The organism is Streptomyces kryoterrae (assembly GCF_054072135.1).
Genome location: NZ_CM133358.1, coordinates 7,906,205 through 7,927,012, shown reverse-complemented (window position 1 = coordinate 7,927,012; position 20,808 = coordinate 7,906,205). Strand labels below are relative to the sequence as shown.

The following is a 20,808-nucleotide window of genomic DNA, read 5'->3' as shown; positions in this document are numbered from 1 at the left end:
CGTGCGTCGTGCCTGCGTCGTACGGGAAGCGCTTTCTCCTGGTGCAGGGTTGTGCGATGTGGTGCTGCTTGCTGCTGCTGTGGTCAGCCCGCGTACGGGTCGCGCACCTTGCCCGGCCTGGCCAGGAACTCGAAGTCGCAGCCGGTGTCGGCCTGTGTGATCTGCTCGTTGTAGAGCGCGCCGTACCCGCGCTCGTACCGTTCGGCCGGCGGCGTCCAATCCGCCCGCCTGCGCGCCAACTCGTCGTCGTCCACGTTGAGTTGAAGCGACCGTCCCTCGACGTCGAGGGTGATGGAGTCCCCGGTGCGGACGAGTGCGAGCGGCCCGCCGACATGTGACTCGGGGGCCACGTGCAGCACGCACGTGCCGTAACTCGTCCCGCTCATCCGGGCGTCGGAGATCCGCACCATGTCCCGTATCCCCTGCTTGAGCAGGTGGTCGGGGATGGGCAGCATCCCGTACTCGGGCATGCCCGGGCCACCCTTGGGGCCGGAGCCGCGCAGCACCAGGACCGTGTCGGCGGTGATGTCCAACTCCGGGTCGTTGATGGTGCGTTGCATGGTCCGGTAGTCGTCGAAGACGACCGCGCGTCCGGTGTGCTGGAGCAGGTGCGGCTCGGCGGAGATGTGCTTGATGACCGCACCGTCCGGACAGAGGTTGCCGCGCAGGACGGCGACCCCGCCCTCGTTCGCGACGGGCTTGTCGCGCGGGCGGATGACGTCGTCGTTGTGCACCTGCGCGCCGTCGAGCTGCTCACGCATGCTGTCGAACGACACCGTCGGCCGTTCCAGATGCAGCAGATCCGTGATCCGGGAGAGGAATCCGGGCAGGCCCCCGGCGAAGTGGAAGTCCTCCATGAGGTACGTCTGTCCACCGGGCCGTACGTTGGCGAGCACCGGTACGGTCCGCGCGATGCGGTCGAAGTCGTCGAGGGTGAGCCGGACACCGGCCCGGCCCGCCATGGCGATCAGATGGATCACGGCGTTGGTGGAGCCGCCGAGGCCGAGGACGGTCGTGACCGCGTCGGTGAAGGCGTCGGCGGTGAGGATGTCGCTCAACTTCCGGTCCTGGTGGACCAGTTCGACGATCCTGAGGCCCGACGCGGCGGCCATCCGATCGTGCCCGGAGTCGACGGCGGGGATACTGGACGCCCCCGGCACGGTCACCCCGAGCGCCTCGGCGGCGGCGGTGAGCGTGGACGCCGTCCCCATGGTCATGCAGTGCCCGGGGGAACGGGCGAGCCCGCTCTCCAGCTCCGTCATCTCGCAGTCGCCGATGAGCCCGGCGCGCTTGTCGTCCCAGTACTTCCACATGTCGGTGCCGGAGCCGAGGATCTCGCCTCGCCAGTGCCCCGGCAGCATGGGCCCGGCCGGCACGAAGACGGCGGGCAGGTCGACGCTGGCCGCCCCCATGAGCAGGGCGGGCGTGGACTTGTCGCAGCCGCCCATCAGGACGGCCCCGTCGACGGGGTACGAGCGCAGCAGCTCCTCCGTCTCCATGGCGAGGAGGTTGCGGTAGAGCATGGGGGTCGGCTTCTGGAAGGTCTCGCTGAGGGTGGAGACCGGGAACTCCAGGGGGAATCCGCCCGCCTGCCACACACCCCGCTTCACGGCCTGCGCCCGGTCACGCAGGTGCACATGACAGGGGTTGATGTCCGACCAGGTGTTGAGGATCGCGATGACGGGCTTGCCGAGGTGCTCCTCGGGGAGGTAGCCGAGCTGGCGGGTGCGGGCCCGGTGGCTGAAGGAGCGCAGCCCGTCGGTCCCGTACCACTGATGGCTCCTGAGCTCCTCCGGTGCTTTTCGTGCCTGGCCGGGCTTCATATGGACCACCCGGCGGCTATCTCGGCGACCTCGGCGCGTTCGTCCTCGGGCAGGGCGCGGCTCGGCGGGCGGACGTCGCGGCGGCACAGGTCGAGAGAGGCGAGGGCCTCCTTGACGACGGTCACGTTGTTCGCGGAGGCGTTGGCGCCGCGCAGTTCCTCGAAGCGGCGGATCTGCTCCCAGACCTTCATGGCACCCGGGTAGTCCCCCGATCGAAGCGCTTCGATCATGTTCAGCGAAACGGCCGGGGCGACGTTCACCAGCCCGGAGGTGAAGCCGGTGGCGCCGGCCGAGAAGTAGGAGGGCGCGTAGGGCTCGGCGAGCCCGGCCACCCACACGAAACGTTCGAGGCCGGCGTCCCGTGCGAAGGCGGCGAAACGGGCGGCGTCCGGGACGGCGTACTTCACGCCGATGACGTTCGGGCAGACGTCGGCGAGTTCGGCGAGCCTGAGGCCGCTCAGCGAGGCGTTGCGGATGTACGGGACGACCCCCAGTCGGGGCACGGCCTCGGCGATGGCCCGGTGGTAGTCGACCCAGCCGCCCTGCGAGACGTACGGGTGGATGGGCTGATGGACCATCACCATCGCGGCCCCGGCGTCCTGGGCGTGCCGGGCGGCTGCCACGGCGGTCGGTACGTCGTGCCCGACCCCGACGAGAATCACGGCCCGGTCACCGACCTCGTCGACGGTCAACTCGGTGACGAGGCGCCGCTCTTCGGGGGTCAGGGTGTAGAACTCACCCGTGTTGCCGTTCGGCGTGAGGGTGGTGATGCCGCCGTCGATCAGTCGGCGCAGGAGGGCCCGGTGGGCGGTCCGGTCGACGGTGCCGTCCTCGGCGAACGGGGTCACCGGGATCGCCACCACGTCGGCCAGGGCCGCCCGTTGTGCCTCGAACGCCACGCCGCTCATTCCTGACCGTCCTCTCCCTGGGCCTCGGACTCCCCTGCCGGGTAAGCCCGTTGCACGAACGACTCGATGTGCGCGTGCAGGGCGCGCGCCGCGCCGTCCGAGTCACCGGCGAGGGCGAGCCGCAGGATCTCGCGGTGCTCGTCCGCCTCCCGCTCCCAGGAGGGGTTGGCGGCCCAGGCGACGGCGGAGACCAGGGCGGCCTGGTCGCGGACCTCGTCGAGCATCCGGCCGAGCAGCGGATTGCCGCACCGGACGTAGAGCGAGCGGTGGAACTCCCGGTTGGCCAGGGAGCGTTCGGCGGTGTCGGTGGCCTGGTCGGCGCGGGTGAGCGCGTCCCGGGCGGCATCGAGCGAGGCGCCTCTGCGCACGGACCGCTTGAGGGCCTCCGGCTCCAGCAGGAGCCGTACGTCGTAGACCTCGCGCGCCATGTCCGCGTCCACCATGCGCACCGTGACGCCCTTGTACTGGTTCATCACGACCAGCCCGGTGCCGGCCAGCGTCTTGAGCGCCTCGCGCACCGGGGTCTTCGACACCCCGAACTGTGCGGCGAGCTCGGTCTCGACCAGGGCCTGCCCCGGCGTCAACTGTCCGGTGAGGATGCGGTGTTTGATCCCTTCCTGCACGAACTGCGTGCGGGACGGGATCGGCGTGGGCACAGAGGTCATGCGTGCCTCTCGGAAGCTTGACGGACCGGATCCACCGGATCAGATCTCGCGTATCGGATCTCACATATCGCGTCTCATATATGACGTACGAAGTACGACGGCTTGAAGGTAGGAGGGGCTCCGTGTTTCGTCAACGCTTCCGACAAAGAAAGTAAAGAAGACGCATGATGCGGGGGCCGTCACGCGGGTCAGATGAGCTTCGTGGTGCCCTCGTACGCCGTGTCGGTGGGCCCGCCGAAGACGGCGGCGGCACGGTCGGTGGCCGCGTCGGGAGTGAGCGTGGGTCCGACGTGGGTGACGAGCAGCGAGCCGGCGCCCTTCGCGTACGCGCCGGCGTCCTCCGGCGTCAGATGTACCTGTTCGCCATCGTTATCACCATGCCGGTCGATGTCGGCCTCGCACAGGAACAGGTCGGCACCCTTGGCGAGTTCCCCGAGCGCCTCGCAGGGTCCGGTGTCCCCGGAGTACGCGAGAACCTTCCCCTGCGACTCGGCGCGCAGTCCGTACGCCTCCATGCCGTGGGAGACGGCACGGGTCGTGAGGCGCAGGTTCCAGTGCCGGACGGTGTGGCCGTCGTACAGCGGCCTGAAGTCGAGGATTCCGCTCAGGAAGTAGAGGTTGGGCTGCCCGAAGAACCCCGCGAGCCGGCGCGCGCACTCACGCGGCGCGTAGACGGGAATCGGCGCGGGCGGGGTCAGCCCGCCGTACGCGAACCCGTACACGGCGGCGATCAGATCGGCGAGGTGATCGGCGTGCAGATGGGAGATCCAGATCGCGGTGAGCCGTGCGGGATCGGTGTGCCTCTGCAACTCTGCGAAGGTGCCGGGCCCGGCGTCCACCCACACCTCGGCACCACCGCCGCGCACCAGATAGCCGGAGCAGGGGCGTCCCGGCTCCGGATGCGGAGAGGCGGTGCCGAGGACGGTGAGGCTCAGGGGCATGCGGGGAGCGTACGGGGCGAGGCGGTCCGCACAGGGCTGCTCGCCCTCATTTCAGCCCGTCCGGGGGTCCCCCCTCTGGGGGAATTTCAGGACGAGGCCCCTTCAACACCCTGATGTCGGCGCCCACGGCGATCGGGCCGGCCGCGGTCCCGCTGTCTCAGCGCCGGGCCAGCGCGTCCCGTACCGCGTCCAGGTCGGCGTCCGACGCCAACCCGGCGTGATAGAGCCGCAGTTCCGTGGCCCCGAGTTCGGCCGCGTGCTCCGCGTCCGCCGCGAGGGTGCCCGGGCTGCCGCCCATCCCGGAGACCACGACGAGGTTGGCGGCCAGGACGGCGCCCGGGCGGTCCGCCTCCGCGAACGGCGTCAGCAGGCCCGCTCCGCCCGTGCACGGCACCACCACACCGTCCGCGACGGACAGGATGTGCGCGGGGTCCACACCCGGGTTGGCGCCGACGTGGTACGGGACGGGGTCGGCGTGCAGCAGGACCTGGAAGCCGGCCGGGGCCGCCGCCCGGACCGCCGTGACGGCCGCCTCCTGGAGCGTGCGGGCGGTTTCCTCGCGCCACGCGCGCGTGAGGGCCGCCTTCTCCTCACCGAGGGTCTTCTCGACCCCCACCCATCCCCCGTGATCCGGCTCGCCACGCCACAGCGGCTCCAGCGCGGCGCGTACGGCCGCCGCCAGCTCGTCGGGGTCCAGGCCCTGGCCGCCGTACCCCGCCCGGCAGGACGGGCAGAAGCACAGGGCCATCAGATACTGGCCGGCGTCGCCGAGCCCGATGGCGCCGGTCTTGTCGTGGGCGTGCAGATGCGCGAGTCCGTACCAGCCGAGGGACTCCAGTTCCGTACCGCGCGCCCCGGGCCGTACGGCGGCCTCGGCGGCGAGATCGACGAGGTACGCGCGCGTGGCGGGCTGCGCGATGCAGGGCGCCCACGGGTAACGGTCCCCGTAGGCGTTGACCACGGAGGTTTCCGGACGGTCGGCGCCCAGGCGGGAGTTGTGGGCGAGGACGACCCAGGTGTGCACGTCGAGGCCCGCGTCGGCGAGGGCGTCGGCAGCCTCGCCGTACGCGTCCCCGGGGGCCCAGGCCCCGGCGGCGTAGGGGCGCAGTTCACGGCCCGCCCAGCGCTCGTCCGTGGGGTCGGTGGGGTACAGCACGGCCGTGTGCTCGGCGGTGACGATGCGGTGGCGCGGGTGACGGGGGGTCAACGCGCGCGTGGAGTGGTACGCGGAGGCGAGGGTCACCTGTTCCACGCCGAGCGCGGCGATCCGGCGGGCGGCGTCGGGGTCGCCGTTGACGTCCCAGGGATAGACGAATGCGGACGCCTTCACACGCTCTCCTCGAACTCGGAACCGACAACGGCCGCGGTCTCGGACGCGGCCTCCAGAAGCGTGTGACCACGCTCGACGAGCCGCACCAGCTGCTTGACATGATCCTCGGTCGGCTCGTGCAGCGGCGGCCGGACCTCCCCGACGTCGAGCCCGGAGTGCCGTACGCCGGCCTTGACGAGCGAGACGGCGTACCCGCGCCCCTGCGCCCGCAGCTCGACGAACGGCCGGTAGAAGCCGTCCAGGAGCCGGTTCGCGGTCACGTCGTCACCGGTGCCCAGCGCCTTGTGGAAGGCGAGCGCGATCTCGGGCGCGAAGCAGAAGACGGCCGACGAGTAGAGGGTGACGCCGATGCCCCGGTAGGCGAGCTGGGTCAGTTCCGCGGTCGGCAGCCCGTTGAAGTACAGGAAGTCACCGGGATCCTCGGCACGTACGGCGCTCACGATCCGCTGCATCAGGTCCAGGTCGCCGAGCCCGTCCTTGAGCCCGATGATCCCCTCGGTGCGTGCCAGCCCGACGACGGTCTCGGGCGTGAACACGGCGTTGTCGCGCTGGTAGACGATGACCGGCAGGGCGGTGGCCGCGGCCAGCTCCCGGTAGTGGCGCAGCAGCCCCTCCTGCCCGGCCACGACCAGATACGGCGGCATGGCGAGCAGCCCGTCGGCCCCGGCCTCCTCCGCGAGACGCGCGTAGCGCACGGCGAGCGCGGTGCCGTATCCGGCGCCCGCGACCACGGGCACGCGCCCGGCCGTCTCCTCCACCGCGGCCCGTACGCAGTCCTGGAACTCCTCGGGCGTCAGCGCGTGGAACTCCCCCGTTCCGCAGCACGCGAAGACGGCCGCGGCGCCGGCCTCCACGCCCTGGCGCACATGCGTGCGGAAGACGTCGAGATCGAGCGAGCCGTCGGGGCCGTACGCGGTGACGGGGAAGAACAGCGGACCGCTCGGAACGGTGAGTCGGGCGGCTAGGGCGGCGGTGAGAGGGGCTGGCGTCACGGGCTCTCCCTGGACATACAATCGTGCACGCTTCTGATTAACGTCTACATTTCTGAACACTTTCACGCTAAGGGCCCCCGCGGGGCGGGTCAAGGCGACCGACAGCCAACTACGGGGCAGAATCCCCAGCTCTACGTCACACTTGACGACACCGGCCACCCCTCCCTAGCGTGTCCACGGATGTGAATGTCGTACACACATGCGGCTTCACCTCAAGGAGACCCCTCCAGGACCCCCAAGGAGACCCGAGGATGCCCGCTCCCCGCACCGTTCTGCTCACCGGCGCCGCCGGCGGACTCGGCACCCTGATGCGGGACCTGCTCCCGTCCTACGGCTACGAACTCCGCCTGTTCGACCTGCTCCCCGTCGAGGGCGAACCCGACGCGATCACCGCGGACCTCACCGACAGTGCGGCGCTGCGCGAGGCCGTGCGGGGCGTCGACGCGATCGTCCACCTCGCCGGCATCTCGCTGGAATCCTCCTTCGAGAAGATCCTCAGGGCGAACATCGAGGGCACGTACAACCTGTACGAGGCCGCGCGCCAGGAGGGCGTGGGACGCGTCGTCTTCGCCTCCTCGAACCACGCGGTGGGCTTCACCCCCCGCCCCCAGGGCGCCGATCCCCTGATCCCGGTCGACACCCCGCGCCGCCCGGACACCTTCTACGGCCTCTCCAAGTCCTTCGGCGAGGACCTGGCCCAGCTCTACTGGGACAAGCACGGCCTGGAGACCGTCTCCGTCCGCATCGGCTCCTGCTTCCCCGAGCCGACCAGCGTGCGCATGCTGTCGCTGTGGATGAGCCCCGCCGACGGCGCCCGCCTCTTCCACGCGGCCCTGACCGCCGAGGAGGTCGGCCACACCGTCGTCTACGGTTCCTCCGCCAACACCCGCCTGTGGTGGGACCTGGGCACCGCGCGGGCGCTCGGTTACGCGCCGCAGGACGACTCCGAGCCGTACGCGGAGAAACTGATCGCCGAACAGGGCGACCTCGACCCGGAGAACGTGGCCCACGCCCACCTGGGCGGCCACTTCGTGAGCGACCCGCCGATCTGGCCGTACTGAGCGCACACCTGGGACGGGCGGGCACCGAACGGGCCCGCCCGTCGTCGTGTTCGGGCACCGGCCCTGCCCGATCCCACGCCCCGCTCCACAGCGCCGCAGGTCCGCGACGGTCACCGCCTCCCTCAAACGGGCCCACCCGGGCAGCATCGGGCCTGCGACAGACCTGGTCAGTGCCGCACACCGACGGTAGAACTTCCCCCATGGGTCCCACCGGGCCCGAACGGGCAGCCAAGCGGCGAAAGCGGGTGTCGGCCATGGACTCCAGGACGGCGGAGGAGCGCCAGCGGGAGATCGTGCGCGCCGCCCGTGCCACCGGCTCGGTCGACGTGACCACGCTCGCCGCCGATCTGGGCGTGGCCAAGGAGACCGTACGGCGCGATCTGCGCGCCCTGGAGGACCACGGCCTGGTCCGCCGCACCCACGGCGGCGCCTATCCCGTGGAGAGCGCCGGTTTCGAGACGACGCTCGCCTTCCGCGCCACCAGTCACGTACCCGAGAAGCGCCGGATCGCCGCCGCGGCGGCCGATCTGCTCGGGGACGCCGAAACGGTCTTCGTCGACGAGGGGTTCACCCCGCAGCTCATCGCCGAGGCACTGCCCGGGGACCGGCCGCTGACCGTGGTCACCGCGTCCCTGCCCGTCGCCGGCGCGCTCGCGGAGGCCGAGAACACCTCGGTCCTGCTGCTCGGCGGCCGGGTCCGCCCCGGCACCCTCGCGACGGTCGACCACTGGACGACGAAGATGCTGGCCGGCTTCGTCCTCGACCTGGCCTACATCGGCGCCAACGGCATCTCCCGCGAACACGGCCTGACCACGCCCGACCCCGCCGTCAGCGAGGTCAAGGCACAGGCGATCCGGGCCTCGCGGCGCACGGTGTTCGCGGGCGTGCACACCAAGTTCGGGGCGGTCAGCTTCTGCCGGTTCGCCGACATCGGCGACCTGGACACGATCGTCACGAGCACCCTGCTGCCCACGGCGGAAGCACACCGCTATTCCCTGCGCGGCCCACAGGTCGTCCGAGTCTGAGACCAAGACCCCGGCCCACCCACCTCTCACCCCTTACCGGCACCCCCACACCCACACATGCCCGCTATGCCCCCATATCTCCAGGAGCGATCCATGCGAACCCCGAGCCGACGGAGGCCGCGAGCCACACTCGCCCTGGCCGCCGCAGGGACGCTGCTCGCCCCGCTGCTCTCCGGCTGCTGGGCCGGAGCGGGCGGGTCCGGTTCCGGCGGCGACGCCGTCAACGTCCTGATGGTGAACAACCCGCAGATGGTCGAGTTGCAGAAGCTCACCGCGGCCCACTTCACCAAGGAGACCGGCATCAAGGTCAACTTCACCGTCCTGCCCGAGAACGACGTCCGCGACAAGATCAGCCAGGACTTCGCCAACCAGGCGGGGCAGTACGACGTGGCGACCCTCTCCAACTACGAGATACCGATCTACGCCCGCAACGGCTGGCTGCACGAGATGAACACGTACGTCGCGAAGGACGGCGCGTACGACGAACAGGACGTCCTCGCGCCGATGCGCCAGTCCCTGACCGGCGACGACGGCAAACTGTACGGCCAGCCCTTCTACGGCGAGTCGTCCTTCCTGATGTACCGCAAGGACGTGTTCGAAGCGAAGGGCCTCACCATGCCCCCGCACCCCACCTGGACCCAGGTCGCCGACCTGGCGGCGAAGGCCGACGGCGCCGAGTCCGGCATGAAGGGCATCTGTCTGCGCGGACTGCCGGGCTGGGGCGAGGTCATGGCCCCGCTGACAACGGTCGTGAACACGTTCGGCGGCACCTGGTTCGACAAGGACTGGAAGGCGAGGCTCGACTCCCCCGAGTGGCAGCGGGCCGTGACGTTCTACGTCGGCCTGGTCCGCGACCACGGCGAGTCCGGCGCCCCCCAGGCCGGCTTCGCCGAGTGCCTCAACAACATCACCCAGGGCAAGGTCGCCATGTGGTACGACGCCACGTCCGCGGCCGGCTCCCTGGAGTCGGCGAACTCCCCGGTCAAGGGAAAGATCGGCTACGTACCGGCCCCCGTCGAGAAGACGGAGTCCTCCGGCTGGCTCTACACCTGGGCCTGGGGCATCCAGAAGGCCTCCCGCAACCCCGGCGACGCCTGGAAGTTCGTGTCCTGGGCGTCCGGCAAGCAGTACGAACAGCTGGTCGGTGACGAGATCGGCTGGTCCGACGTCCCGGCGGGCAAGCGCGCGTCGACGTACGAGAACCCCGCCTATCGCCAGGAGGCCGCCGCCTTCCAGGAGATGACGAAGGAGGCCATCGAGGGCGCCCGCCCGGACGACCCCGGAGTACAGCCGCGCCCGGCGCCCGGCATCCAGTTCGTCGGCATCCCCGAGTTCACCGATCTCGGCACCAAGGTGTCGCAGGAGATCAGCGCGGCCATCGCGGGACGCCAGTCCGTCGAGTCGGCCCTGAAGAAGTCCCAGAAGCTGGCAGAGGAGATCTCCGAGGAGTACGAGGGACGATGACCGCGACCACGACAGCCCCGACAGCCGCCGCAGCAGCCGTCCGCGCCGAGAAGCGCCCCTCGAAGCGCATGCGCGCCTGGGCCACCCGGGCCCCGCTGCTCCCCGCCCTGATCTTCATGATCGCCGTGACCCAACTCCCGTTCGTGGCCACGCTGGTGATCTCGTTCTTCGACTGGAACGCGCTCTACCCGAAGGCCCGCCGCTTCACGGGCTTCGCCAACTACACCGAGGTCCTGACCGACGCCGACCTGCGCCACTCCGTGTGGACGACGGTCCTGCTCACCGCGGCGGTGGTCCTGGCCAGCCTGGTCCTGGGCCTGGCCCTGGCGCTCCTCCTGGACCGCAGGTTCCGCGGCCGGGGCCTCGTCCGCACGCTCCTCATCGCCCCCTTCCTGGTGGTCCCGGTGGCGGCGGCCCTGCTCTGGAAGCACGTGCTCTACAACCCCGAATACGGCCTGCTGAACGGCCTGTTGCACTACGTGGGAGGCCCCCAGCCGGACTGGATCTCGAACACCCCGCTGCTCGCGGTGGAGGCCTCGCTGGTCTGGCAGTGGACGCCGTTCATGATGCTGATCCTGCTGGCCGGACTGCAGAGCCGCGACCAGCAGCAGCTGGAGGCCGCCCGGGTGGACGGCGCGAGCGACTGGCAGTTCTTCCGGTATCTGACGCTCCCGCACCTGCGCCGCTACCTCGAACTGGGGGCACTTCTGGGCTCGATCTACATCGTCCAGAACTTCGACGCGGTCTTCACGATCACCTCGGGCGGCCTGGGCACGGCGAACCTCCCCTACACCGTCTACCAGAGCTTCTACCAGGCGCACGAGAACGGTCTGGCCTCCGCCGCCGGCGTCCTGGTGGTCATCGGCTCGATCATCATCGCGACCTTCGCCCTGCGCGTGGTCTCGTCCCTGTTCCGCGAGGAGGCGTCCCGAGCATGAGCGCCACGGCAGAATCGGCAGTACGCGTACGTCCCCGCCGCACCCGAGGAGCGGGCCTGGGTCTGCTGGCCTGGCTGGCGGGCATCCTCTTCTTCCTCCCGATCGCGTGGATGGCCCTGACGTCCCTCCACTCGGAGGAGGACGCGGCGACCAACCCCCCGTCCATCGGCGCCTCGCTGACCCTCGACGGCTACCGCGAGTTCTTCGGCACGGGAGGCGGCGCGAGCCCCTGGCCGTCGCTGATCAACTCGACGGTGGCGTCGGTGGTGTCGACGCTGTGCGTCCTGGTCCTTGCCCTCCCCGCGGCATACGCGCTCTCCATCCGCCCGGTGCGGAAATGGACGGACGTCCTGTTCTTCTTCCTGTCGACGAAGATGCTGCCGGTGGTGGCGGGCCTGCTCCCGATCTACCTGTTCGCGAAGAACACGGACATGCTGGACAACATCTGGCTGCTGGTCATCCTCTACACGTCCATGAACCTGCCGATCGCGGTGTGGATGATGCAGTCCTTCCTCTCCGAGGTCCCGGTGGCGATCATCGAGGCAGCCCAGATCGACGGCGCGAAGCTGCCGACGATCCTGGCCCGGGTGATCGCCCCGATCGCGCTCCCCGGCATCGCCGCCACCGCCCTGATCTGCTTCATCTTCAGCTGGAACGAGCTGCTGTTCGCGCGAGTGCTGACAGGTGTGGTCGCGGAGACGGCCCCCGTCTTCCTGACCGGTTTCATCACCAGCCAGGGTCTGTTCCTGGCGAAGGTGTGCGCCGCGTCGCTCGTCATCTCCCTGCCGGTGCTCGCCGCGGGGTTCGCCGCCCAGGACAAACTGGTCCAGGGCCTGTCGCTGGGAGCCGTGAAGTGAAGGCAGCCGTCATCGAGTCCGTCGGCAAGGCCGTCGTCACCGAGGTCCCGGACCCGACTCCGGGCCCCCGCGAGGTCGTCGTCGAGGTCGCGGCCTGCGGCCTGTGCGGCACCGACCTGCACATCCTCCAGGGCGAGTTCGCCCCCACGCTGCCGATCGTGCCCGGGCACGAGTTCGCGGGCGAGGTGGTGGCCGTGGGTACGGCGGTCACGGAACTGGCGCTGGGCGACCGCGTGGCCGTGGACCCCTCCCTCTACTGCCACGAGTGCCGCTACTGCCGCACGGGCCACAACAACCTCTGCGAACGCTGGGCGGCGATCGGCGTGACGACGGCGGGCGGTGCGGCGCAGTACGCGGTGGCGCCGGTCGCGAACTGCGTACGTCTGCCGGAGCACATCCGCACCCAGGACGCGGCGCTGGTGGAGCCCCTGTCGTGCGCGGTACGGGGCTACGACGTACTCCGGTCCCGCCTGGGCGCCCACGTCCTGATCTACGGCTCGGGCACGATGGGGCTGATGATGCTGGAGCTGGCCAAGCGGACGGGCGCGGCGAGCGTCGACGTGGTCGACATCAACGCGCAACGCCTGTCGACGGCCCAGCTGCTCGGCGTGACGGGGGCGGCGACGAACGCGGACGAGCTGGAGCGCCCACAGGGCTGGGACGTTGTGGTGGACGCGACGGGCAACGCGGCGGCGATCCAGGACGGCCTGGACCGGGTCACGAAGGCGGGCACGTTCCTCCAGTTCGGCGTGGCGGACTACGCGACCCGGGTCACGATCGACCCGTACCGCATCTACAACCAGGAGATCACCATCACGGGGTCGATGGCGGTCCTGCACAGCTTCGAACGGGCGGCGGAACTGTTCGCGGCGGGTGCCCTGGACCCGGAGATCTTCATCAGCGACCGCCTGCCCCTGGCCCAGTACCCCCAGGCCCTGGACCAGTTCGCCGCAGGGGTGGGCCGGAAGATAGTGGTGGTGCCGTAGGTCACCTTCTCGGTGCCGACCGGCATTTTCAGCCCGTCCGGCGTTTGAGGACGAGCGCGTTCAGCGCGAAAGGGGGGTCTGGGGGCGCAGCCCCCAGGGATGGGACGGGTAGGGGCGGCGGGGGCGAAAACCCTTCGGCGGAACCCACCCCACCCGCCTACCATCCCCCCATGCCCCGCCCCAACGGCTTCGCCTACACCCACCACCCCGACGGCACAGTCAAGATCACACACGGCACCCACCCCGCCACCACCCTCCGCGGCCCGAGGGCCACCGAGTTCCTGGCGGAAGTGGAATCCGGCGACCCCCAACTGGTCATGGCCCGCTGGACCGGCAATTACAAGCGCGGCAACGAGCGAACGGCCCGCAACCACCCCCGCAACCGGCACTGAACCAATTGACTGAACCAATTGGCGGCAAGGTAAGGGAACGGCAAAGCGGGTCCGCTCGTTCACCGGTCATGACAGCTATGACCCCCGGCTCGAACATCCCTCTCCCCGTCACCCGAGTGACGGTGGACGTCGCTGCCCCGGTGCGGCTCGACGTATCGAGCCTGCTGCTCACCGCCGACGGCAAGGTGCGCTCCGACGACGACTTCATCTTCTACAACCAGCCCAACGGCCCGGGCGTGACCTACCGCTCCGGCGGCGGCACCAGCGCCGACTCGATCACGGTCGACACCACCGCCGTCCCCCCGGGCATCGAGAAGATCGTCGTCACGGCGAGCCCGGACGCGGCCGGCCAGACCTTCCAGGGCATCGAACCGACGGCCACGATCCGCAACGCGGCCGACAACTCCGTACTGGCGACGTTCACCCCGCCCCAGCTCGGCGCGGAAACAGCGCTGGTGATCGTCGAGGTCTACCTCCGCAACGGCGCCTGGAAGGCCCGCGCGGTCGGCCAGGGCTACGCGAACGGCCTGGCCGGCATCGCCACGGACTTCGGCGTGAGCGTGGAGGAGCCGACACCGGCTGCCGCACCGGCCGCGCAGCCGGCCCCGGTCCAGCCCCCCGCGCCCCCGGCGGCACCGCCCGTCCCTGCCGGGTCGTTCTCCGCTCCCTCCGCGCCGGCCGCACCCCCGGCTCCGCCCGCCCCGGCTCCCGGCGCCGGAAAGATCAACCTCGACAAGGGTCGGGTAAGCCTCCAGAAGAACCAGACCGTCTCCCTGGTCAAGGGCGGCCGGCCCCTCCTCTCCCAGGTCAAGATGGGCCTCGGCTGGGAGCCGGCCTACCGGGGCAAGGACATCGACCTGGACGCGTCGGTCATCGCGTACGGCCCGCAGCGCAACCACATCGACAGCTGCTACTTCGGCAAGCTCTCCATCGTGAACGGCGCGATCAAGCACTCCGGCGACAACCTCACGGGCGAGGGCGGCGGCGACGACGAGGTCATCGTGGTCGACCTGGGCCGTCTCCCCCAGGAGGTCACCGGCCTGGTCTTCACGGTCAACTCCTTCTCCGGGCAGAAGTTCACCGAGGTGGCGAAGGCGTACTGCCGCCTCCTGGACGCGGCGACGGGCGAGGAGCTGGTCCGCTTCGACCTGACCAGCGCCGAACCGCAGACGGGCGTGATGATGGCGAAGATGATCAAGCAGTTCTCGGGCGAGTGGGAGATGACGGCGATCGGCGACTTCGTGAAGTCCCGCACGGTCAGGGGCATGGTGAAGCCGGCCGCCCAGTCGCTGTAGCCACGCACGGCCGAACCACCACCGAACCACCACCGAAGCGGACCGTGGGGCGACACCGCCACCCCGTCGTGCCGTTGCACCGTCAAGCCGTCACCTTGGCGACGAACGCGGCGACGTTCCCCACGGTCCGCCGGATCTTCTCCTCCAGAGTGATCGTCTCGTGGAGTCGCGACCCGGCGCCCGCGTCCTTCCTGCCCCGCACATACAGCGAGCAGCAGAGGTCGCCGCATATGTACGCACCCACCGAGTTGCCCTGTTTCCCGGCCTTCCCCGCCTTCGGCGCGACCATCAGGGAAACGCCTCCGGTGTGGGATGTCAGGCACATCGAGCACATGCTGCGCCGCGCCTGCCCGAAGGCGGGCGCCGCACTGCGCAGGGCGAGGCCGGTCACCCGGCCCTCCAGCTCGGTGACGAGGTAGGCGCGGTCGGGGGCCTGGGGGTCCCGCCAGCCGAGGTAGTCCAGGTCCACCCAGGGCCGCTCGGCGAGGTCGCGCGGCACGGACAGGCGCTGCGCCTCGCCCTTGGTGCAGTTCACGAACGCGGCGCGGATCTCTTGCTCAGTCAGCGGTTCCATAACGGCAGGCTAATTTGCCTAAAGGCCTTAGGCAAATCTATATTCACCTAAGCCAAAAGGGAGGAGGGTCATGGCACGCGCAGGACTCACCGCGGAACGCCTGACCAGAGCCGGGGCGGAACTCGCCGACGAGGTCGGATTCGACCAGGTGACCGCCTCGGAGCTCGCCCGGCGGTTCGACGTCAAGGTCGCGAGTCTCTACTCGCACGTCAAGAACACCCAGGACCTCAGGACCAGGATCGCCCTGCTCTCCCTGGAGGAACTCGCCGACCGGGCCGCCGATGCCGTGGCCGGACGGGCCGGGAAGGACGCCCTGACCGCCTTCGCGAACGTCTACCGCGACTACGGCCGAGAACACCCCGGCCGCGCCGCCGCCACCCGGATGAGGCTCGACCCCGAGACGGCCGCCGCCAGTGCGGGCGTCCGGCACGCCCGGATGACGCGGGCCATCCTGCGGGGTTACGAGCTGACGGAGCCCGACCAGACACACGCGGTCCGCCTTCTGGGCAGCGTCTTCCACGGTTACACCAGCCTGGAATCGGCAGGCGGCTTCAGCCACAGCACGCCCGACTCGGAGGAGAGCTGGACCCGGATCCTGGACGCCCTCGACGCCCTGCTGCGCAACTGGCCGACCCCTCCCACCCGTTGACCGACAGGCCGAGGACAGACATGCACACCGAGCGCAAGTGGACGACCACGCAGATCACCGCGGACCTCGTACGCGGCGCCCTCGACCTGGAACACACCGCCCACGGCGTGCTCCCCCACCGACTGCCCGCCCGGGCCCGCGCCCAGTGCGCGGACCCCCAGCTCGCCGCGGCGGAGTCCCAACCCTCCGGCGTACGGCTGGTCTTCCGCACCCGGGCGACCTCCGTCGAACTGGACACGCTGCCCACCAGGCGGGTCTACGTGGGCGCCCCACCCCGACCCGACGGCGTGTACGACCTGCTCGTCGACGGCCGGCTGACCGCCCAGTCCACCGTGCCCGGCGGGGGCAACACCCTGACCGTCGACATGACCGCCGGAACCGCGACGCACGAACCCGGCCCGCCCGGCACCCTCCGCTTCACCGGCCTGCCGGACCACATGAAGAGCGTCGAGATCTGGCTGCCCCACAACGAGACCACCGAGCTCGTCGCCCTGCGCACCGACGCCCCCGCCGAACCGGTACCGCTCCGCGACCGGGACCACAGGGTCTGGCTGCACCACGGCAGTTCGATCAGCCACGGCTCCGACGCCGCGAGCCCCACCACCATCTGGCCCGCGCTCGCCGCGGCCCTCGGCGGCGTGGAACTGATCAACCTGGGCCTGGCCGGCAGCGCCCTGCTCGACCCGTTCACCGCCCGCGCGATGCGCGACACCCCCGCCGATCTGATCAGCGTCAAGATCGGCATCAACCTGGTCAACACCGATCTGATGCGTCTGCGTGCCTTCGGCCCGGCGGTCCACGGCTTCCTCGACACGATCCGCGAGGGCCACCCGGCCACCCCGCTCCTGCTCGTCTCGCCCCTCTACTGCCCCATGCACGAGGACACGCCGGGCCCCACCGCCCTGGACCTCTCCACGATCGGCGCCGGCGAACTGCGCTTCCAGCCCATGGGCGACCCCGCCGAGCGCGCCACCGGCAAACTGACGCTCAACGTCATCAGGGAGGAGCTGTCCCGCATCGTGGAGCAGCGGTCGGCGGACGACCCGCACCTCCACCACCTCGACGGCCGCGCCCTGTACGGGGAGTCCGACTTCGCCGAACTCCCCCTGCCCGACCAGCTCCACCCGGACGCGGCCACCCACCGCCGCATCGGTGAACGCTTCGCCGAACTCGCCTTCACCGCCCCGGAACCACTCTTCCCGAACCCGGAGCCAACCCTCCGGAAGGACTAGAACAGCGCGCTGTACGCGTTCAGCGCCGGCTGTCCGCCCAAGTGCGCGTACAGCACTGTGGAGTCCCGTCCGATCTCTCCCCGCGCCACCAGATCGACCATCCCGGCCATCGACTTCCCCTCGTACACGGGATCGGTGACCATCCCCTCCGTACGGGCGGCGAGCCGCATCGCGTCCAGGGTGGCGTCGTCGGGGATGCCATATGTACCCGCGTGGTAGCGCCCGTCCAGCTCGACGTCCGCCTGCGTCAACTCCCGCTTGACACCGATGAGTTGACCGGTGCTGTGGGCGATCCGCGCGATCTGCTCCTTGGTCCGGGCGGGCGCCGCCGACGCGTCGATGCCGAGCACGCGCCGCGTACGGCCGCCCGCCTCCTCCAGCGCCGCGAACCCGGCGACCATGCCGGCCTGGGTCGACCCGGTCACCGAGCACACCACCACGGTGTCGAAGAAGACCCCCAACTCCCGCTCCTGCTCAGCGACTTCGTACGCCCAACCGGCGAACCCGAGGCCGCCGAGCGGGTGGTCGGAGGCGCCCGCCGGAATCGCGTACGGCTTACCGCCGCCTTCCTCCACCTCCCGCAGCGCCAGTTCCCAGCTCTCCTTGAACCCGATACCGAACCCGGCACGCACCAACCGCACATCGGCCCCGGCGAGCCGGCTGATCAGGATGTTGCCGACCTTGTCGTAGACGGAGTCGGGCCACTCCACCCAACTCTCCTGTACGAGCACGCACTTGAGCCCGGCGCGGGCCGCGCAGGCGGCGACCTGACGGGTGTGGTTGGACTGCACACCGCCGATCGAGACGAGCGTGTCGCAGCCCTGGGCGAGGGCGTCGGCGACGAGGTACTCCAGCTTGCGGGTCTTGTTGCCGCCGTACGCGACACCGGAGTTGCAGTCCTCCCGCTTGGCCCAGAGGGCGGCACCGCCGAGATGAGCGGTGAGCCTCTCCAGGGGGTGCACGGGCGAGGGCCCGAAGAGGAGGGGGTAACGCTCGTACGAGGCAAGGGACATGAGTCCTCCGGGAGTCGGGATCAGTCGCTGTCGGCGAGTTCGGCCAGCCCGCGCCAGATCTCCGCGGTGACCCGGACCGCTTCGTCCGTGTCACCGGCCGCGCAGGCGTCGAGGAGCCGGTCGTGCAGGCCGGCCGAACGACAGTTGCCGCCCTCGCTGAAGCGTCGCCGCTCCAGGCGGCGGATGAGTGGTGTGTAGCGGGCGGCGGTGGCAGCCGCCGCGCGATTGCCGCTGACCCGGACGAGGACGTCGTGCAGTTGGTCGTCGGCGCGCAGGGCGGACTCCACATCACCGGCACGGACGGCCGCCGCGAACCGCTCGTTGGCCGTGCGCATCGCCTCGACGTCCGCGGCGAACAGCCGGGGTACCGCGACCCGCGTGACCAGTTCATGCATGGCCCCGACCACGGCCGCCGCGTCCCGCACATCGGCGGCCACGACCGGCGTCACCTTCGTGTAGCTCTGGGGCTTGCTCTCCAGCAACCCCTCGTCGACCAGCCGCGCGAACGCCTCCCGCACCGGCGCCCGGGACAGCCCGAGCCGTTCGGCGAGCTCGGCGTCGCGCACCACCGCGCCGGGTTCGATCTCCCCGGAGACGATGGCGTCGCGGATCGCTTCGTACGCGCGATCCCTGAGCAGGGTCCGGGGGACGGGTCGTATTGCTTCCACAACTGAAATGTTAGATGTCAGAGAGGCGGGCGCACAAGGGTGCGCTGAGCGCGCGGACAAGAGTGTGGCCCGCACCGAAGTACGGGCCACAGCCCACTCAACCCACTCGACTCGCCTCTGATCAGCTCAGCCGACCCACGGCCAGTCCGAGTCGTGCGCCCCTTCCAGCAGCGGAATCATCCGGAAGGCCGCGTCCGAGAGACCGCCGAACGTGTGCCGGTTCCCCGTCCCCGACGGGCCGTGGCCCGCCCGGTAACCGGCGAGGTTCCAGGTGTAGACCGGTACGTCGGCCGGCACCTGCTCGGTCGGGTCGCCGTGCACGCTGTGCGCGTACTGCTCGTCCGTGACGATCAGGACCCGGTCGTGCCCTCGGTAGTGGCGCCGGACCGCCTCGGTGGTGTCGGTGCCGCCCAGGTCGCCGAAGCGGTCCAGGATCCTCAGCACCGACTCGCCCTCGCGGAACGACACCCGGTTGCTCGACGTACCGAACTCGACCAGATCCGCGTCCGCCGCCCGCAGTGCGAGCGCCGAGCCGAAGATCGCCGCCGCGTCGGCCCGGCTGAGTTCCGAACGATCGGACAGCCGGGAGTAGAACATCGAGCCCGAGCGGTCGACGAGGACGAGCGTCCGCCCGCCCAGGACCGGCACATTGGCCAGCGAGTGCCCGAGCGCCTGCTCCAGCGGGTACGACCAGCGCAGCGAGGGCGCGTGCCGGTACGCGGCGAGGTACCGGAAGGGGAACTGCCGCGAGCGCGCGACCTCCGACGGGTCGCTGATCTTCGCGGCGACCCGTACCGCGACCTCGTCACTCACCCCCGCCTCGTCGAAGTTCCGCAGGTTGCGCACCAACGCCATCGCGCCCATGGACGGAATCACCGCCTCCCAGGCCGCCTTGTCCATCGGTCCCTGCAGCCAGCCCGCCAGCGCCTCCCAGGTGATCCCCGCGTCCGCGAGCCGCTCGGCGCCACGCGCTCCGGTCACGACCTTGCGCCGCTTGGCCGGCCGCAGCGCCATCAGGTCACGGTGTGCGGTGAGCACGGGCAGCGACTTGGGGACGACGGCCGTGTCCGGGTTGTGGCGCCGGTCCAGCGCGTACTGGAACAGCTCGCCCTGCCACGGCTTGTCCGGGTCCGGCGCCGCGTGCACGAGGTTGAGGATGTCGCCGAAGCGGTAGCCCCTGGACGCGGTGTCGTACTTCAGCAGCGACTTGGCGCTGTAGAGCCGTCGTACGGCGTCGGCGACGCCGCGCTTCACCGGCTTGGGGATGTTCCGGCCGTACCGGGAGGTCCAGTAGGCGAGCAGCTCGCCGGGCTCGTCCGGGCGGCGCAGTACGGAGTCGACGACCTGGCGGTTGGTGGGGCCGTCGGTGGCGTTCGCGTCGAGGCGTGCCTTCACGTACTCGGCGGCGCCCACGATGGCGGCCGTACGGAGGTTGCCCTCGCCGCGCAGCCAGCCGAGCAGGCCGGCCGTCCACGCCGGGTCGGTGACGGCGAGCCGGCGTACGAGCGCGGCGAACCGGTCGTCCCGGTCCTCGCCGCTCTCGTAGAAGGTCTTCTGTGCGACGAAGTTGGCGATCGACAGCAGGAACAGTTCCGAGCGCTCGTCCCGCTCACGGCCGCGGCCACCCTGATACGTACGGAGCACTCGCCCCGTCGAGGTGACCCGCGAGGCGGGCTGCGCCTTGGCGGCCTTGGTGTTGAATCGCGCCATGATGAATTCCCCCCCATTCGCCAGCACTTCGTGCGTGGAACAGTTTTATGGAGGGAGGCGCGGCAAAAGGAGGGTGCCCGAGGTCGAAATCGGCGACGGTCGCTTATAAACTGGCGCGTCTTCCGTTCCGCCACACCGACCCGAGGTCGATGACGGGATTCGAACCCGCATGAGGAGTTACCCCCACCAGTTCCCGAAGTATCCGCTGCCTTCGCACCGGGCACCCACCATCTGCTGCGCCTCCCCGAGATCGAATCGCGTCGCACCGGGAGGTGCATGAAGTTC

20 protein-coding genes are annotated in these 20,808 nt (G+C 70.4%); 10 read left to right on the top strand and 10 right to left on the bottom strand.

The features are described from left to right. Nucleotides 1-83: 83 nt before the first annotated feature. The 6 genes from araD to ACW4TU_RS35150 form a co-directional block, all read right to left on the bottom strand. Nucleotides 84-1,823, bottom strand: a complete 1,740-nt coding sequence (gene araD, locus ACW4TU_RS35175) for an L-arabinonate dehydratase (protein WP_457419922.1) — start codon at nt 1,821-1,823, stop codon at nt 84-86. After that, nucleotides 1,820-2,731: a dihydrodipicolinate synthase family protein gene (locus tag ACW4TU_RS35170; RefSeq protein WP_457419920.1), complete on the bottom strand. Its 912-nt coding sequence runs from the start codon at nt 2,729-2,731 to the stop codon at nt 1,820-1,822. The genes araD and ACW4TU_RS35170 overlap by 4 nt, the downstream gene beginning before the upstream one ends. Continuing rightward, complete coding sequence (locus tag ACW4TU_RS35165) at nt 2,728-3,396, bottom strand: GntR family transcriptional regulator (protein WP_457419918.1); 669 nt, start codon at nt 3,394-3,396, stop codon at nt 2,728-2,730. Before ACW4TU_RS35165 ends, ACW4TU_RS35170 begins: the two co-directional genes overlap by 4 nt. Nucleotides 3,397-3,584: 188 nt before the next feature. Continuing rightward, nucleotides 3,585-4,337 (bottom strand): MBL fold metallo-hydrolase, encoded by a 753-nt coding sequence (locus tag ACW4TU_RS35160; protein WP_457419916.1) that lies wholly within the window; start codon nt 4,335-4,337, stop codon nt 3,585-3,587. A gap of 157 nt (nt 4,338-4,494) precedes the next feature. After that, entirely contained in the window at nt 4,495-5,667 is a 1,173-nt protein-coding gene (locus tag ACW4TU_RS35155) for a hypothetical protein (protein ID WP_457419914.1), read from the bottom strand. Then, nucleotides 5,664-6,659: a 5-dehydro-4-deoxyglucarate dehydratase gene (locus tag ACW4TU_RS35150; RefSeq protein WP_457419912.1), complete on the bottom strand. Its 996-nt coding sequence runs from the start codon at nt 6,657-6,659 to the stop codon at nt 5,664-5,666. Before ACW4TU_RS35150 ends, ACW4TU_RS35155 begins: the two co-directional genes overlap by 4 nt. A 251-nt stretch (nt 6,660-6,910) precedes the next feature. On the opposite strand from ACW4TU_RS35150, the gene ACW4TU_RS35145 reads away from it, so the two are divergent. The 8 genes from ACW4TU_RS35145 to ACW4TU_RS35110 all read left to right on the top strand — a co-directional run bounded on the left by ACW4TU_RS35145 (nt 6,911) and on the right by ACW4TU_RS35110 (nt 14,677). Continuing rightward, nucleotides 6,911-7,720, top strand: coding sequence for an NAD-dependent epimerase/dehydratase family protein (locus tag ACW4TU_RS35145; RefSeq protein ID WP_457419910.1), 810 nt, complete (start codon nt 6,911-6,913; stop codon nt 7,718-7,720). A gap of 254 nt (nt 7,721-7,974) precedes the next feature. Beyond that, complete coding sequence (locus ACW4TU_RS35140; protein WP_457419908.1) at nt 7,975-8,745, top strand: DeoR/GlpR family DNA-binding transcription regulator; 771 nt, start codon at nt 7,975-7,977, stop codon at nt 8,743-8,745. A 93-nt stretch (nt 8,746-8,838) separates the two neighbouring features. After that, nucleotides 8,839-10,209: an ABC transporter substrate-binding protein gene (locus ACW4TU_RS35135; protein WP_457419906.1), complete on the top strand. Its 1,371-nt coding sequence runs from the start codon at nt 8,839-8,841 to the stop codon at nt 10,207-10,209. After that, nucleotides 10,206-11,147 (top strand): carbohydrate ABC transporter permease, encoded by a 942-nt coding sequence (locus tag ACW4TU_RS35130; RefSeq protein ID WP_457419904.1) that lies wholly within the window; start codon nt 10,206-10,208, stop codon nt 11,145-11,147. The genes ACW4TU_RS35135 and ACW4TU_RS35130 overlap by 4 nt, the downstream gene beginning before the upstream one ends. Then, nucleotides 11,144-12,004, top strand: a complete 861-nt coding sequence (locus ACW4TU_RS35125; RefSeq protein ID WP_457419902.1) for a carbohydrate ABC transporter permease — start codon at nt 11,144-11,146, stop codon at nt 12,002-12,004. Before ACW4TU_RS35130 ends, ACW4TU_RS35125 begins: the two co-directional genes overlap by 4 nt. Beyond that, nucleotides 12,001-12,990, top strand: a complete 990-nt coding sequence (locus ACW4TU_RS35120) for a zinc-dependent alcohol dehydrogenase family protein (RefSeq protein WP_457419900.1) — start codon at nt 12,001-12,003, stop codon at nt 12,988-12,990. Before ACW4TU_RS35125 ends, ACW4TU_RS35120 begins: the two co-directional genes overlap by 4 nt. Nucleotides 12,991-13,160: 170 nt before the next feature. Then, nucleotides 13,161-13,382, top strand: a complete 222-nt coding sequence (locus ACW4TU_RS35115; RefSeq protein ID WP_330291892.1) for a hypothetical protein — start codon at nt 13,161-13,163, stop codon at nt 13,380-13,382. 77 nt (nt 13,383-13,459) lie between these two features. Then, entirely contained in the window at nt 13,460-14,677 is a 1,218-nt protein-coding gene (locus ACW4TU_RS35110; protein WP_457430486.1) for a TerD family protein, read from the top strand. Between the two features lie 82 nt (nt 14,678-14,759). On the opposite strand, the gene ACW4TU_RS35105 is transcribed toward ACW4TU_RS35110, so the two are convergent. Continuing rightward, on the bottom strand, nt 14,760-15,251 hold the full coding sequence (locus ACW4TU_RS35105; protein ID WP_457419898.1) for an FBP domain-containing protein: 492 nt from the start codon (nt 15,249-15,251) through the stop codon (nt 14,760-14,762). 70 nt (nt 15,252-15,321) lie between these two features. Here ACW4TU_RS35105 and ACW4TU_RS35100 point away from each other — a divergent pair, with 70 nt between their 5' ends. Further along, nucleotides 15,322-15,900, top strand: coding sequence for a TetR/AcrR family transcriptional regulator (locus ACW4TU_RS35100; protein ID WP_457419896.1), 579 nt, complete (start codon nt 15,322-15,324; stop codon nt 15,898-15,900). Nucleotides 15,901-15,920: 20 nt separating this feature from the next. After that, the gene (locus ACW4TU_RS35095; protein WP_457419894.1) at nt 15,921-17,132 is read left to right on the top strand and encodes an SGNH/GDSL hydrolase family protein; all 1,212 of its coding nucleotides are present in this window, start codon (nt 15,921-15,923) and stop codon (nt 17,130-17,132) included. Here the strand turns inward: ACW4TU_RS35095 and ACW4TU_RS35090 are convergent. The 3 genes from ACW4TU_RS35090 to ACW4TU_RS35080 all read right to left on the bottom strand — a co-directional run bounded on the left by ACW4TU_RS35090 (nt 17,129) and on the right by ACW4TU_RS35080 (nt 20,523). After that, a complete protein-coding gene (locus ACW4TU_RS35090) occupies nt 17,129-18,145 on the bottom strand; it encodes a 1-aminocyclopropane-1-carboxylate deaminase (RefSeq protein WP_457419892.1) in 1,017 nt (338 codons plus the stop codon). The genes ACW4TU_RS35095 and ACW4TU_RS35090 overlap by 4 nt on opposite strands. Before the next feature lie 20 nt (nt 18,146-18,165). Further along, nucleotides 18,166-18,813 carry a GntR family transcriptional regulator gene (locus ACW4TU_RS35085; protein WP_457419890.1) on the bottom strand — a complete coding sequence of 216 codons (648 nt, stop codon included), beginning with the start codon at nt 18,811-18,813 and terminating at the stop codon, nt 18,166-18,168. Nucleotides 18,814-18,939: 126 nt separating this feature from the next. Continuing rightward, nucleotides 18,940-20,523, bottom strand: coding sequence for a TROVE domain-containing protein (locus ACW4TU_RS35080; protein ID WP_457419888.1), 1,584 nt, complete (start codon nt 20,521-20,523; stop codon nt 18,940-18,942). Nucleotides 20,524-20,808: the final 285 nt, after the last annotated feature.